The organism is Catenulispora sp. MAP12-49 (assembly GCF_041262705.1).
GTDB lineage: Bacteria > Actinomycetota > Actinomycetes > Streptomycetales > Catenulisporaceae > Catenulispora.
In genome coordinates, this window is record NZ_JBGCCP010000011.1 from 251441 (window position 1) to 266074 (window position 14634).

At 70.2% G+C, this 14634-nt stretch carries 14 protein-coding genes; 7 read left to right on the top strand and 7 right to left on the bottom strand.

Annotated features, from left to right (window positions below; all coding sequences use genetic code 11):
• Nucleotides 1–18 precede the first annotated feature (18 nt).
• Nucleotides 19–837, top strand: coding sequence for a uracil-DNA glycosylase family protein (locus tag ABIA35_RS21995; protein WP_370359126.1), 819 nt, complete (start codon nucleotides 19–21; stop codon nucleotides 835–837).
• Nucleotides 838–914: 77 nt separating this feature from the next.
• Here ABIA35_RS21995 and ABIA35_RS22000 read toward each other — a convergent pair whose 3' ends face one another.
• From ABIA35_RS22000 to ABIA35_RS22015, 4 genes are all read right to left on the bottom strand, one after another.
• The gene (locus ABIA35_RS22000; RefSeq protein ID WP_370344130.1) at nucleotides 915–1646 is read right to left on the bottom strand and encodes a hypothetical protein; all 732 of its coding nucleotides are present in this window, start codon (nucleotides 1644–1646) and stop codon (nucleotides 915–917) included.
• A 208-nt stretch (nucleotides 1647–1854) separates the two neighbouring features.
• Nucleotides 1855–2541, bottom strand: a complete 687-nt coding sequence (locus ABIA35_RS22005; RefSeq protein ID WP_370359127.1) for a hypothetical protein — start codon at nucleotides 2539–2541, stop codon at nucleotides 1855–1857.
• A gap of 168 nt (nucleotides 2542–2709) precedes the next feature.
• Entirely contained in the window at nucleotides 2710–4557 is a 1848-nt protein-coding gene (locus ABIA35_RS22010; RefSeq protein WP_370359128.1) for an amidohydrolase, read from the bottom strand.
• Nucleotides 4554–5858, bottom strand: coding sequence for a lipase family protein (locus ABIA35_RS22015; protein WP_370359129.1), 1305 nt, complete (start codon nucleotides 5856–5858; stop codon nucleotides 4554–4556). Before ABIA35_RS22015 ends, ABIA35_RS22010 begins: the two co-directional genes overlap by 4 nt.
• 356 nt (nucleotides 5859–6214) lie before the next feature.
• Here ABIA35_RS22015 and ABIA35_RS22020 point away from each other — a divergent pair, with 356 nt between their 5' ends.
• A complete protein-coding gene (locus ABIA35_RS22020) occupies nucleotides 6215–8158 on the top strand; it encodes a hypothetical protein (protein WP_370359130.1) in 1944 nt (647 codons plus the stop codon).
• An 86-nt stretch (nucleotides 8159–8244) separates the two neighbouring features.
• Here the strand turns inward: ABIA35_RS22020 and ABIA35_RS22025 are convergent, their stop codons facing one another.
• From ABIA35_RS22025 to ABIA35_RS22035, 3 genes are read right to left on the bottom strand one after another with little or no spacing between them, the layout of a single operon-like run.
• Nucleotides 8245–9528 (bottom strand): RNA polymerase sigma factor, encoded by a 1284-nt coding sequence (locus ABIA35_RS22025; protein ID WP_370359131.1) that lies wholly within the window; start codon nucleotides 9526–9528, stop codon nucleotides 8245–8247.
• Nucleotides 9529–9885 carry a YciI family protein gene (locus ABIA35_RS22030; RefSeq protein ID WP_370344136.1) on the bottom strand — a complete coding sequence of 119 codons (357 nt, stop codon included), beginning with the start codon at nucleotides 9883–9885 and terminating at the stop codon, nucleotides 9529–9531.
• A 13-nt stretch (nucleotides 9886–9898) separates the two neighbouring features.
• On the bottom strand, nucleotides 9899–10474 hold the full coding sequence (locus ABIA35_RS22035; RefSeq protein ID WP_370359132.1) for a dihydrofolate reductase family protein: 576 nt from the start codon (nucleotides 10472–10474) through the stop codon (nucleotides 9899–9901).
• 207 nt (nucleotides 10475–10681) lie between these two features.
• Between ABIA35_RS22035 and ABIA35_RS22040 the strand changes: the two genes are divergently transcribed.
• From ABIA35_RS22040 to ABIA35_RS22060, 5 genes are read left to right on the top strand one after another with little or no spacing between them, the layout of a single operon-like run.
• Nucleotides 10682–10927 (top strand): hypothetical protein, encoded by a 246-nt coding sequence (locus tag ABIA35_RS22040; protein ID WP_370359133.1) that lies wholly within the window; start codon nucleotides 10682–10684, stop codon nucleotides 10925–10927.
• Nucleotides 10928–10987: 60 nt separating this feature from the next.
• Entirely contained in the window at nucleotides 10988–11521 is a 534-nt protein-coding gene (locus ABIA35_RS22045; RefSeq protein WP_370359134.1) for a MauE/DoxX family redox-associated membrane protein, read from the top strand.
• A 39-nt stretch (nucleotides 11522–11560) separates the two neighbouring features.
• Nucleotides 11561–12094, top strand: coding sequence for a hypothetical protein (locus tag ABIA35_RS22050; protein WP_370359135.1), 534 nt, complete (start codon nucleotides 11561–11563; stop codon nucleotides 12092–12094).
• A complete protein-coding gene (locus ABIA35_RS22055) occupies nucleotides 12094–14055 on the top strand; it encodes an ABC transporter ATP-binding protein (protein WP_370359136.1) in 1962 nt (653 codons plus the stop codon). Before ABIA35_RS22050 ends, ABIA35_RS22055 begins: the two co-directional genes overlap by 1 nt.
• Nucleotides 14052–14498 carry a S26 family signal peptidase gene (locus tag ABIA35_RS22060; RefSeq protein WP_370359137.1) on the top strand — a complete coding sequence of 149 codons (447 nt, stop codon included), beginning with the start codon at nucleotides 14052–14054 and terminating at the stop codon, nucleotides 14496–14498. Before ABIA35_RS22055 ends, ABIA35_RS22060 begins: the two co-directional genes overlap by 4 nt.
• Nucleotides 14499–14634: the final 136 nt, after the last annotated feature.

Genomic DNA, 14634 nt, shown 5'->3' on the forward strand with positions numbered 1-14634 from the left:
AAGTAGAGGAGCGCTCCCATGGTGCAGGACTTCGATTCCGGATACCCGGCCCCGTACGCCACCTTGGCCGCCGCCTATCCCGGGGCGGACGTGTTCCCGACGACGGACTTCCGGGTCGAGTGGGGCCCGATCTTCCACCGCGGTCGCCTGGATGGCTCAGCCCGTCTCCTGGTGATCGGCCAGGACCCGGCGCAGCACGAGGCCATCGCGCGGCGGATCCTCATCGGGACCGCCGGCCACCGGTTCCAGGGGTTCATGGCCAAGCTCGGCATCACTCAGAGCTATGTCATGATCAATACGTACCTGTATTCGGTCTACGGGCAGACCGGCGGGAACAAGCACGCCCACGACGCCGCGATCGCCACGTACCGGAACCAGTGGCTGGACGCGATCGCCGCCCACAGCCCCATCGAGGCGGTGGTCGCGCTCGGCAGCCTGGCCGACACGGCGTACCAGACCTGGCACGCGACGGCGTCCGGCAGCGCATACACCGGCGCCTACCAGCACATCCTGCATCCGACCTACCCGGACAGCGCCGCGGCCTCGTCCGGCACGCCGCAGGCGACGTTGATGGCGCAGATGCTGGCGAACTGGAACACCGGGCTGGACGCGCTGCATCCGGCGATCGCGCACCCCGACGTGCCGACCCCGCTCGTCCACTACGGCACCGACCTCGCCCCGGGCGATCTGGCCGACATCCCCGCCGGCGACCTGCCGGCCGGCTGCCCGGCCTGGATGCGCTCGGCGGAGCCGTGGGCGACGCGGACTGGTGCGACCGCGGCGGACAAGCGGGCCACGATCACGGTGACCATTCCGGCCGACGAGCGGCCGTTCTGAGCTCTTGTGGGTTCTGAGCCTCGTGAGTTCTGATTCGGTGTGAGTTCTGATTCGGTGTGAGTTCTGACTCCCTGTGGTCAGACGCTGCTCAGATCCGCCTGCAGCTTCGCCACGTCGATGCCGTTGATCTTCCCGGCCTTCTCGAACTCCTGGGACAGCACGACCCAGGCCTCGTCGCCGTAGACGCCCCACCAGTCCCAGGCCATCGGTTGCACGGCTCCCCAGGTGACGCAGTACAGCATCTTGTCGTCGTAGCCGAGCACGGGAATGGCGTGGCCGCCCTCGATCGACTGACGCTGCCAGTCGTCGGCCAGCGTCCACGGCTGGCCGGCGGCGAACTGGGTCTGCGCGTTGGCGGGCACCTGGATACCGACGTAGACGCCGCCGAAGTACGCGACCGCCTGCTTCAGCGAATCCAGGGCGTGCACGTTGACCGGGGCGTACGCGACGATCTTGTTGCCCCAGATGCCGTCGCGCAGCCAGTCCTGCAGGACCCGGGACTCCACCAGGCCGGCGTCCTTCCCATGGGAGAACCTGAGGTACTGGGCCACGACCTCGGCGTCGGTCGGCACCGGCATCTGGATCCCGGTCTGGGCGTTCCAGGACTGGATGAGGTGTGCGGCGGCGGCCATCGTGCAGTCGCCGTAGCGGTCGTTCCCGTCCATCGGAAACCCGCCGGCGACGTGGGCCGTGTAATCGACCGAGGCCGGGGGCGCGGGCAGCGGCTCGGTCACGTAGTGGGGCATTTCCCTGACCTCGACAGGGAACTGCGGCGCGCGTTTGCCGAGTCTGCCGACTGTGCGTGTCATGATCTCCTCCACGATGTGTGCGTCCGTTCAGGGGAACGGCTCTGCGCTCAGTCGTGGCGGGGCGACGTCAGTCGGTGTCCCTGGACGGCAGGCCTGGCCCGCGGCCTCACTGTTTCGTCTGCTCCGCCGTGGTGGGCGGAGTATGGGCCATGTCGGCATCGTAGGCTCGCGGACGCCCGACGGCCTGCCGAGCCGGGTGAGCGAGCGCCTAGCCGCGCCGCCCCGACAGCCACCCCCGCTTCTTCGTCGAGATCGAGATGACTGAGTCCTTCCCGGGCCGCCGATACTCCCCGTGCATCACCCGCCGCACCAGTTCGGCATCCGAGCTGCCCGGCAGGCTTCCGTAGCCGGTGGCCGACCAGATCGACCGGTCGTGGGGCACCGCGAAGTAAGGCACCTCGACCAGGGCCCGGGTCCGGCGGCCGACCTTCACGCTCACCGCCGCCGGCAGGACGTCCAGGGGCAGGTTCGCCTGGGCGCGCCGGCGGCACTCGGCGCACATGGAGACCGCCGGTCCCCGGCCGGTCGGCGAGTTGCGGCGTTGCCGCTTCTTCGGTTTGTGGGCCGCGTCCGGCCCGGTGTGGGCGGCCGCGTCGTGCAAGGGGTTGTAGAAACAGCGGCCGCGGCGGTGCGGAGCGTGCTTGCCTTCGTGCCGCGCGCTCGCGACCGCGAAGTGCCGCACCGCGATGTCGAGCAGGGCCGACACGCCGGCCAGCTCCACCGGCTCCGCGGCCTCGTCGAACAGCTTGCCGGCGGCAGTGTAGGCGTCGAGCGCCAGGCTGTATTCGCGCGCCACCTGCTCCTCGTCGTCGCACAGACTCAGCTCCGACGCGCTGAGGCGTTCGCCCACTTCGACCAGACGCGGCTCCAGCCGCACGCAGATGGTCCCGCACATGGCAGCCCACCGCGCGGGGTCGACTCGCCGCAGAGTAATGGTCTGCGGCGGCTTCGTTACCGGGACGGGGCGCGGCCGGCCGACGTCAGCCGAGCGGTCCCACACATAGCGAGTCCAGAAGCTCTTCTTTCCCCCATTCACAGACACGGATCAAGGCTAGGTCATCGATCAACAGGCCGGGCGGAACGGGACGATCACCGGTCCCTCCGACTCCTCGGCGGCGAGAGCGCCTACGGTAACCGCATCGGCTGTCTCGAACGGCATGCGCACCCCGCGCCGAATCGTCTCGACGACCTTCAGGCTCTCCCACTCTGCGCTCGCGTACGGATCCTCGAAGTCGAGCGGGCAGTGGTTCAGGACGACCAGATCGGCCTGCTTGCCGACCTCGATGGTGCCTTTGCGGTGCTCCTCGAAGTACTGATACGCGGCGTTGACCGTCAACGACCTCAGCGCGTCGCGCACTGAAACCCGCTGGTCCTCACCAAGGACCTCACCACGGCCGCGAGTACGGCGGGTCACCTGGCTCGACAGGACCCTGATGGAGTCCGGGAGCGCCACCGGGGCGTCGTGATGGGAGGTGTAGCGGAGCCCCATGGCGAGCGCGGTGGCCGCCGGAGAGATGTTCTCTGCGCGCGGCGATCCCAGCACGACGTCCTGATACCAGTCGCCCCAATAGAAGGTGTGCATGGAGAAGAACGAAGGGATGATGCCCAGGCGGGCGAACGCCTCCAGCTGGTCCTCGCGGGCGGTCTGGGCGTGGATGGCCACCGGGCGCCGGGCGGCGGCGTCCGGTTCGCCGCGTTCCGCGCAGACGGCTTCGATCGCGGCGATGAACTGGTCGATGGCGGCGTCGCCGTTGACGTGCGCGATGACCTGCCAGTCGTTGGCGAAGGCGCGGCGGACCTGCCCGACGACCACGTCGAAGTCCTTGATCGCGGGATAGCCGCAGTAGTCCTCGGGCAGATCGCCCGGCGGCTCCTTGTACGGCTCGGTCAGCCACGCGGTACGGCCCTGGGGTGAGCCGTCGAGGAACATCTTGACCCCGGCGCAGCGCAGCCCGCGGGCGTAGTCCTGACTGACAGCGAGGTCGGCGTCCCCGACCGCGGCGGCGCTGATGTACACCACCACGTCCACCTGCCAGGGCGGGAGCGGGAAGGCGCCCGCCGAGCGCATCGCGGCCAGGATCTCCGGCGTGGTGCCCCCTTCCTGCACGGTGGTGAACCCGAAGCGGTTGGCCACCGCCCGGCCGGCTTTGAAGAATCCGGCGGCGATCAGGGGATTGAGATTGGCCGGGCGCCCGTCCGCGGCGGCGGTTCGGAACGCCTCGGTGTTGGCCAGAGTGAACGCCGCCTCCTCCAGGACCCCGCTCGGGGTCCCGAAGTCCGGGAGGTCGTCCTCGCGCCGGATGACGCCGCCGTCCGGGTCCGGCGTGTCGGCGGTGATCCCGAGTTCCCGCAGGCCCACCGAGTTGACCGCGCCGAGATGGAACGACTGGTGGATGGCCAGCACCGGCCGCTCGGTACTAACGCGATCCAGGTCCTCGCGGGTGGGGTGGCCGCCGATAATGGCGTCGTCGTAGCCGAAGCCGATGATCCAGCGCGAGCGGCCCAGCGGCTGGGTCGGGCTGTAGGGCGGGTTCGCGTCCCGCCATCGGGACAGCTTCTCGATGACGTCGCCGAGCCGGCGCACGTCCCCGTCGGGCGCGGCCAGCAGATCGGCCACAGTCGCCTGCAACCCGATGCCGCCCAGGTGGCTGTGCGGGTCGATGAAGCCGGGTAACAGGGTTCTGTCTTCGAGATCCCGCATCACGGTCGCCGGCCCGCGCCAATCGCGTTCGGCCTCCTCCAACGCGCCGACGAAGACGATGGTCTCCCCGCGCACCGCCACGGCCTCCGGGCGCGCCGCGGAGTCGCCGTCGGGTTCGGTCTCGGCCTCGGGTTCGGCCATGGTGATGATCCGGCCGTTGAAGTAGATGCTGTCGGCGACCGAGGACGGCTCGGCCCCGGCGGCGGTCACGCCAGTCCTCCGAGCCAGTCGACGATCGCGGCGATCTCGCTCTCGTCGGCCAACAGGCCGAAGTGCTCACCGAGAGACGCGGGATCCGGCACTGTTCCCATGACGCCGTAGAAGACCTCTGTGATCAGTTTCGGATCGCTGGTCCTGCGGAGCTGGCCGATCAGCTTCTCGGTCTTGGACGCCTTGACCCGCTCGTCCCCGCGCGCTTGGGAGATGCGGATCGGCACACGGATCTGCTTGTCCGGGGTGAAGCGCTCCACCTGCTCCCAGTACGCCGTCCACGCCTTGGCCCGGTCGCTGCCGGGCAGCGCCACCTGGGAGCGGAAGAGACTGCCCTCCGGATCCTTCACGTCGAACGGCGGCCGGTCCATCCAGAACTCGTCCAAGCTCAGTTCCGCGCGGGACTTGGTGTCGAAGTCCTCGCGGTACTTGGTCTCCGCCGCCGGCTGGAAGATCTCGTGCGCGGGGATGTCCGGGTTGCCGCCGAAGACGCCGTTACTGAAGAGCACGTAGAAGCCGCCCAGGTCGCCGACCGGATCGGGGAGCCCGTAAGCGGGTAGCAAGCCTTCGGGATCCGTCAGGGTGCCGCCCTTGAGATTGGAGGCGGGTGCCAACGCGGCGACGCCCGCGAGCTCGCCTTGCGTGGGATAGGGGTTGTTCTCCCTGCTCGCCAGGTGCGCCGCGAACAGCGCGGCCTGCCCGCCCTGGGAGTGCCCGACGATCGCGTAGCGCTGCGCCGACGCCCGATGACCGGTCTGCGCCGCGAGCTGCCGCGCGGCCGGGACGATGTCGAGCACGCCCCGCCCCTCGGACTCGCCGAGCAGGAAGGGGTGGTTGCCGCGGGTGCCGAGTCCTTCGTAGTCGGTCATGGCCACGACCCAGCCGGCCTCCAGGAGAGCCCTCAGCAGCTTGTGCGGAGCCTTGTTGATCTTACGGAGAAGGCCCAGCCCCTCGTCCTCCAGGCCGGCCGGCACGTGGGAGTCCATGGACGGCGCGCAGATATCGGCGCTCCCGACCGTGCCGTGCGCCCAGCTGACCACGGGCCATCCGTCCTCCGGCGCCGGACCCTCCGGGAACGCGACCAGCCCCGACACCGCGATCGGATCCCCCAGCCGGGCCTTCGTCCCGCTGGTGGACTCGTACAGGACGCGGTACATCGCCCCCGCACCCTCGACGAAGGCCCCGTCGCCGTCGGCGAGCGGCTCGTGGCGGATCAGCGTTCCGGCCCGGCCGGAGATGTCCTCCTCGGTCTCGATGTAGAAATCGACCTGGGGTTCGCGCGGCACGAAGTCGTTGGCCATCGAAGTCCTTCCGAGGATTCGGCGCCGGGGTCCGCTGCCCGGGCAGCGACACGCGCCTGCGGTAGACCGCTGTATCACAGAGGTCTGATATTGCTCTGATATTGCAGAGGTCTGATACCGCAGATCCTGATGACCTCCGCCGACCGGGTCAAGGGCCGGGCCGGCACACCTCAGCAGCGCGATCGTGGCGCCTGGTGGCGTTGCCCACCGGTGTCGGCGCCAGCATGGCGCGCGGCGGAGCGGCCCCGTGGGTCAGCCAGAGAGCATCCCTTGACAGCACAGGCAGCACACGAGTTCACTCTCGTCCCTGAAAGCGCTCTCAGGCACAAGCATCCGCTACGAAGGCAAGGTGGAATGTGATCAGACCTGAACGGTTCCTCGTTCCGCGCACCGTCAGGCGCGCGGGCCGGGCTCTGGCGATCGCCGCGGCGGCGCTGGGCCTGGTGACGGCCTCGGCCCTCACCGCTTCGGCATCCGCGTCCGCATCCGGAAACGCTTCCGGCACGGCTTCCGGCATGGCTTCCGGCATCGACGCGCACCAGAGTCCTGCGACATCCGTTCCGCCGACCGGCGGCGCGCTCGGTCCGAACGTGATCGTGTTCGATCCGACGATGGCGCAGGCGTCGATCCAGAGCACGCTCGACACGATCGCGGCCCAGCAGGTGCCGAACCAGTTCGGCACCGCGCGGTACGCCTTGCTGTTCAAGCCGGGGACGTACGGGTCCGTCGCGGATCCGCTGGTCTTCCAGGTCGGCTACTACACCAGCGTCGCCGGTCTCGGCCTGACGCCGGACCGCACCGTCATCAACGGCTCGCTCGACGTCTACAACCAGTGCCTCGGCAGCCAGACCAACTGCAACGCCACCGACAACTTCTGGCGGTCGGTGACGAACCTGACCATCAACGTCGCCGGCGGCAACGGCTGCCAGGCGAACACCGAGTTCTGGGCCGCCTCGCAGGCCGCCCCGCTGCGCCGGGTCGTCGTCAACGGCAACGTCAGCCTGATGGACTACTGCGACGGCTCGCCGGACTACGCCAGCGGCGGCTTCATCGCCGACTCGAAGTTCACCGGCGGCACGGTCATCAACGGTTCGCAGCAGCAGTACATCACCCGCGACACCGGCCTCGACGGCTGGACCAACGGCGTCTGGAACCAGGTCTTCTGCGGGGACCCCGGCGCTCCGGCGCAGAGCTTCGCCGCGAACTCCGGAGACCCCGGCGGCCCGGCACCCTACACGAGCCTGGCCACGTGCCCGGTCACCAAGGAGGCCCCGTACCTCTACCTCGACGACTCCGGCCAGTACCGGGTCTTCGTCCCCTCGCTCCAGAAGAACTCGAGCGGGCCGACCTGGGCCGCGGGCACCACCCCCGGGACCTCGCTGCCGCTGAGCAAGTTCTACGTCGTGAACGCGGCGAGCACCGTCGCGCAGATCAACACGGCGCTGCTGCTCGGTGACGACCTCCTGTTCACCCCGGGCGTCTACAACGTCCCGCGCACGATCCACGTCCTGTGGCCGAACACGCAGATCGTCGGCCTCGGCTTCCCGACCCTGGTCCCGACCGACGGCAACGTGACGATGGACGTCGCGGACACCGGCGGCACCACGCTGTCCGGCCTGATCTTCGACGCCGGACCGGTCAAGTCGCCGGCCCTGCTCGACGTGGCGCCGCTGCCGATCCCGGTGAGCCACGCCGCGGACCCGATCTCCGTCGACGACGTGTTCTTCCGCGTCGGCGGCGCGACGGCCGGCACGGCGACCGACGCCTTCGTCGACAACAGCAACGACTCGATCCTCGACGACGTCTGGATCTGGCGCGCCGACCACGGCGCGGGCGCCGGCACCTGGACCTCCGACCAGGCCGACACCGGCCTGACGGTCAACGGGAACGGCGTCACCGCCTACGGGCTCGCGGTCGAGCACTTCCAGAAGAACGAGACCGTCTGGAACGGACAGCAGGGTACTGTGATCTTCTTCCAGAACGAGAACCCGTACGAGGTGCCGAACCAGGCCTCATGGATGGCGAGCCCGACGCAGAAGGGCTATCCGGCCTTCCTGGTCGGCAACCGTGTCAAGACCTTCCAGGGCTACGGCATGGGCAGCTACACGTTCTTCAACCAGGGCGTGGACATCCAGAACTCGATGGCGTTCCAGGCGCCGTCGACGCCCGGAGTCCAGTTCCACGACATCCTCACGGTGTTCCTCACGGGCTCCGGCGGGATCCAGTCGGTCATCAACGGCACCGGTGCGGCGGTCAGTTCGACCTTCGTCGGGCCGAGCGACGTCGTCTCGTACCCGTAACAGGGACCTGATCATCTGAGCACGAAGGCCAGGCCGCCGCGAAGCGGCCTGGCCGACGGCCGACAAGGCTTCCGGCGCGGCACCGGCTACGGCTGAGCCCGCCGCAACAGCAGCTCGCGTTCGGCATCGTTGCCGGTCAGCTCCGCGGCACGGACGAACTCCGCTCGCGCCTCGTCCTCACGTCCGAGGCGGGCCAGAAAGTCGCCGCGTACCGCGTGCAGAAGGTGGTAGTCGTCCAGGGCATCCACCTTGTCGACCAGTTCCAGGCCGGCGGCCGGACCGTGCAGCATCGCCACCGCGACCGCCCGGTTGAGTTCCACGACCGGCGACGGAAACCGTTGCGCGAGAACGGCGTACAACCCGGCGATGCGCCGCCAGTCGGTCTCGGCGACGGTCGGCGCCATGGCGTGGGCGGCGGCGATGGCGGCCTGCAGGGTGTAGCGCCCGGGAGCCAGTCCGCGCTGCCGGTTCAGAGCGTGGGCGCGTCCCAGCGCTGCGAAGCCACGGCGAACGGCCAGCCCGTTCCAGTGCGCGCGGTCCTGATCCGCGAGGAGGACCACCCGGCCGTCGGCGGCCCTGCGGGCCCGAATACGCGAACCCTGGAGTTCCAGCAGCGCGGCGAGCCCGTGCACATCCGGCTCGGAGGGCAGCAGTCCGGCGAGGACGCGGGCGAGCCGCACGGCGTCCTGGCACAGTTCGGCCCGCACCCAATCGGTTCCGGAGGTGGCCGAGTAGCCCTCGTTGAAGATCAGGTAGATGACTTCCAGCACCGAGTCCAACCGCGCGGTGAGCTCAGCGTCTCCGGGCACCTGGTAGGGGAGGCCCTCGGCGGCGATCGTGCGCTTGGCACGCACGATCCGTTGCGCCACCGTCGATTCCGACACCAGGTAGGCACGGGCGATCTCCGCCGTGGTGAGGCCGCCGACCATCCGCAGCGTCAGCGCGGCCCGCGCGGGAGCGGACAGGACCGGGTGGCAGGCCGTGAAAATCATCCGCAGCAGGTCGTCCTCGAGCGGATCGTCCTGCGCCACGGTCTCGTCCGGGCCGGGCTGCTGCCGCCGCTGCCGCTGCTCGGTCAGCAGGTCGTGGCCGAGCAGCGCCAGCTTGCGGGCGAAGACCGCGTCCCGCCGGATCCGGTCGATGGCGCGGTGTTTCGCGGTGAGCATGAGCCAGCCGCCCGGATTCGGCGGCACGCCGTCGCGCGGCCACTGCTCCAGCGCCGCCACGTAGGCGTCCTGGGCGAGTTCCTCGGCCGCGGAGATGTCGCCGGTCACGCGAGTCAGACCGGCGACCAGGCGGGGCCACTCGATCCGCCAGGCCGCCTCCACGGCGCGCCTGGCCGACTCGTCCGGCGACCGGGGCCCGCCCACTCAGACGGGCTCCTCGATCTGCCGGACCTCGACCGCGATCTCCCATTCGGGGCCGTGGACGCGCAGGAAGCGCGACGCCCACTCGACCGCCTCCTCGCCGGTGCGCGTCTGCAGCAGGCAGTAGCCGCCGATGATCTCCTTGGACTCGGTGAACGGGCCGTCGACCACGGTCTGCACGCCCTTGGACTGCTGGATCCGCGTCGACTCCTCGGCCGGCCGCAGACCACCGGTGTCCAGGAGCACACCGGCCTTCGTCATCTCCTCGATCAGCTCGGCCATCGCGGAGATCAGCGCCTCGTCCGGGCCGCCGTCGGGGGCGAGCGCGGGATCGAGCCGGACCAGAACCAGGGAACGCATCGCCGTACTCCTTTCAGGCGACCCGGTAGCGGAGATAGACCGCACCGGACGCGAACGCCTTCGATTCGACCAGGTCCAGGTCGAGCGCGGACTTGTCGGGGAACAGAGGCGTGCCCGCGCCGAGGGTTCCAGGATGCAGCACGATCCGGAACTCGTCGATCAAGCCCAGGCCCACGAAGGAGTGCACCAGCTTCGGGCTGGCATAGATCTGCATAGTGCCGCCCGGCCCCGCCTTCAGCGCCCGCACCTGCGCCTCCACATCGGATCCGATGACGCGGGCGTTGGTCCAGCCCGCCGATTCCAGCGTCGTGGAGAACACGATCTTCTCCACGCCGTTCACCCACTCGGCGTGCACCTGCTCGTGCTGCGACGCCGCGGGATCGTCCGGGACCGCCGACCAGTAGTCGCGCATGCCAAGGTAGGTCGCGCGGCCGTACAACGCGGTGTCGACGTCGGCACGGATGTGCTCGTCGCCGTACGCGCTGAGCTCCTCGCTGTAGGCCCGCCAGGTGAACTCGAATCCCAGCCCCTCGGCCGAGGCCGCGTAGCCGTCCACCGTCATGTGCTCGAACGCCACCAGCTTGCGCACTGTTCTCTCCTGTCTCGAAATAGGCGGCCCGACGTGGGCCCTCACCTACTCCTCGAACGGCGCCCGGCGAAATCGACAGGATCTGCGACCGCGGCGCAATCCAGCCGCGAGCCCGACGCGATCAAGCCCTGAAAGCTTGATCGCCTCCGGTCCGACATCGGATCGGATCGGATCACAGAGTCGGACCACAAAGGAAGGGGATGCGTTATGACCAAGTTCATCAACGCGCTCGGCGACCGGATGCTGGCGAAGGTGCTCAAGCAGGAGAGCGCCGGCGCGTGCATCGACGGCATGGGCACGTTCTGCGGCTGGGTGGCGGTCAGCGGCGGCAAGTGCGGCGCCGACGGGCACTTCTACCAGGAAGTCTGTTACGGGGAGCAGAACTGCTACGGCAACTGCGCCGCCTACTGCAGCCGCGGTGTCGCATACCAGCACACCCAGATCGTCTGCTAGTCGCTCCTGTGGCGGCGGGACCCTGCCTGGTCCCGCCCCCGTTCCCCGGACGGATCTGACGTGATCTATCTCAACCTGTTGTGCCGCGGCCTGCTCGGCGCGGTGTTCCTGCTCGCGTTCGGCGGGAAGGTGCGCAGCCCGGCGGCGCTGCGCGCGTTCTCCGGGTCGCTGGCCGACCTGGGCTGGCTGCCGGCCCGGCTGCGGCCGGCGGCGGTCGTGGGGCTGCTGGTCGTCGAGGGGGCGACCGTGCTGCTTCTGGCCTGGCCGGCGACGGCTACGACTACGGCGGCGGGGTTCGCCGCGGCCTTCGCGCTGCTCGCGGTGTTCGTGGTCGGCGTGGGGTTGTCAATCCGGCGCGGCGAGCGGGTGCGCTGCCTGTGTTTCGGCGCCGATCGGGGCGCGATGGGCGTCTCCGATGTCGTGCGGAATCTGGCGCTGGCCGCCGTCGCGGCGCTCGGGTTCGGCAGCTCCCTGATAGGCGGTCCGGCGGCGGCCGCCACGGCCGGCGGGGCGGTCGCGGCGGTGGCCGGGGGCGTGGTCGCCGGAGTGGTGGCGACGCGCTGGGACGATCTGCGCTTTCTGCTCTCCGCGTGATCCACGCGGTTCTCCTTTGACGACGAAGGGTTTCTCACGATGATCGGCGTGCTCACCGGGCTGGTCGCTGTCCTGACCGTGCTCACGGTCCTCAATCTGGTGCTGCTGTTCGCGGTGATCCGCCGGCTGCGCACCGCCGAAGCCGGACACGGCACCGCGCAGCTGACGCTGCCGGAAGCCGGCGCGCGGATCGGCTCCTTCCTGACCGCGGCGATGGACGACTCGGTCCTGTCCGAGGAGCAACTCGCCGACGACTTCGTGGTCGCGTTCGTCTCGCCGACGTGCGGGCCGTGCAAGACGCAGCTTGCCGACTTCCGGGCCACGCCGCGCTCGGCGCCGGAGCGCACCGTGTTCTTCGTGAACGGCAGCGCCAACGACGCCCAGAGCGCCGAGTTCGCCGCCTCACTGGCCGGTCTCGGCCGGGTCGCGTACGCGGCGGTGGGCGACGCGGCCAGCACCGCCTTCGGCGGCGTGGACAGCTTCCCGACACTGCTGCGCACCGGCGGCGGAAAGATCGCGGCGACCGGCCGAACCTGGGACGCGATCCTCGCGCCGGCCGGCGCGGCGGTGTGATGGCCGAGGCCGGCATTTCGGGCGGCGAGGGCGGCGGGAGCGGCGAGGCGGCTCCGTCTGCTCCGGCGACTCCTGCGACAGCCGCGCCGACTCCGGCCCCGAGCGCGGCACCGCGCCGTCACGTGGCGCGCGCCGCCCTGGCCCTGCTGTGGCGCTCGGCTCCGCTGGAGGCGGCGGCCGGCGTGTTCGTCACCGTTCTGCAGGGCCTCCTCCCTGCGGCCGGGGCATGGATCGCCAAGCTGCTCTTCGACGAGCTCGCGCGCGGCCGTGCGCTGGACATCGGGCGGGCCACGTGGCTCGTGGGCGCCGGGGCGGCGCTGACCGTGCTCGGCGTGGTGCTGAATCTGGTCGGCAGCCAGGTGGCGCGCCGCAGTCGCCGGGCCGTCACTCTGCGCGCGCAGGATGAGCTCTACCGTGCGGTGTCGGGGTTGCCGGGGCTGCGTTCGTTCGAGGATCCCGTGTTCCAGGACCGTCTGCGGCTGGCCGAGCAGGGCGCGCAGAGTGCTCCCACCGATGTGGACGCGTTCCTCACCGAGACCGTCCGCAACACCGTCGGTGTGCTCGGATACCTCGGCGCGCTGCTCGCGGTGTGGCCGCCGATGGCGCTGGTCCTGCTCCTCACCGCCGTTCCGGCTGCCGTCGCCCAGCGGGCGCTGGCGCGGCGCCGGGCGCAGGTCACCGAGGACACGATGGCGACGCTGCGGCGCCGTTTCTTCTTCCAGCAGCTGCTCACCGACGCCACGGCGGCGAAAGAGGTGCGGCTGTTCGGTCTCGGGCCGCTGTTCCATCGGCGCATGCTCGCTGCACTCCGGGAGAGCACCGACGCCGAGTTGGCGGTCGAGGGACGCGGCTCGCGTCTGCAGTCCGGACTGGCGCTGCTCGCCGCGGCGGTCGCGGCGCTCGGCACGATCGTGGTGATCCACGGCGTCGCGGCCGGCCGGGTGACGATCGGCGGGCTCACGCTGTTCACGGCCGCCGTCGCGGGCGTGCAGAGCGCCTCCTCCGCGGTGATCAACCAGGCCGCGCAGGCCGGGCGGACGATGCGGCTGTTCCGCAGCTATCTGGAGGTCGTCGGCACGCCGCCGGACGTGGCGTCCGGCACCGGCGAGGTGACGCCGCTGCGCCACGGCGTGGAGTTCCAAGACGTCTGGTTCCGGTACCACGACAGTGCGCCGTGGGTCTTGCGCGGCGTGAATCTGGTCGTCCCGGCGGGACAGAGCGTCGGACTCGTCGGCCTGAACGGCGCGGGCAAGTCCACTTTGGTCAAGCTCCTGTGCCGGTTCTACGAACCGGACCGCGGCCGGATCCTGTGGGACGGCGTCGACGTCCGCGAGCTCGCGATCGACCAGCTGCGCGCCGCACTCGGGGCCACGTTCCAGGACTTCTGCCGCTACGACCTGACCGCCGCGGAGAACGTCGGCGTCGGCGACGTGGACCGCATCGAGGACCGTGACGCGATCCGGCGGGCGGCGCTGGCGGCCGGCATCGACGGGACCTTGTCAGGGCTGCGAGACGGCTACGACACCCTGCTCAGCCGGCTCTTCTTCGACGAGGACCGGCAACACGGCCTGGCCCTGTCCGGCGGCCAGTGGCAGCGCGTGGCGATCGCGCGCAGCCTGATGCGTCATGATGCCAGCCTGCTGATATTGGACGAGCCGAGCGCCGGACTCGACGCCGAGGCGGAGCACGAGATCCACCGGACCCTGGCCGCGCGGCGCGCCGGACGTACCAGCCTGCTGATCTCACACCGACTCGGCGCCATGCGGGAGGCAGACGTGATCGTGGTACTGGAGGAAGGCCGCGTGGTGGAACAAGGGACGCACGACGAATTGCTGAGCACTGATTCGCGCTACGCGCGGCTGTTCCTGCTCCAGGCCGAGGGCTACCAGCTCCAGGCCGAGGGGTATCGGCTCGAGCCCGAGGGCCACCCAGAGACTTCGACCGCGGCGGGCACGCCGTGATCCGTGCAGCCATCGGCGCGGGCGTCAGCCTGTTGGCAGCCTGTTCCGCGGTGGCGGTCGTCCGCCACCGCTACACCGTGATCCAGGTCGAGGGCACCAGCATGGCCCCGACCTTCGCCGACGGCGACCGGCTCCTGGTCAGGCGCACCCGGCTGGACGCGGTCGGACGCGGCGAGGTGGTCGTCTTCCGAACCCCGCCCGACTACCGGGCGGCCCCCGACACCCCGCCGTGGCTCGTCAAGCGAGCGGTCGCGATCTACGGCGACGGCGTCCCGGCGGACATGCGGGCGGCCGTCGGCGAGAGCACCGAAGTTCCGGCCGCCCGCCTCATGGTCCGCGGCGACAACCCGCGCAGCCTCGACTCGCGGAACTTCGGTTACGTCACCACGGACGGCTTCCGCGGTGTCGTCGTGCGCCGATTCGGCCGGTCTGAAAGCTGCTGACTTCGGGACCATGGCATTCAACCCCGCATGCCCGACATCCGAAGAATTCGCCGCCCGAACACGCCTTTTCCTGCATCACGAGTACGTCAAAACTCTGCTTTACCAAGCGGTAGATCCCGCACCCGCTCCTAGGCTC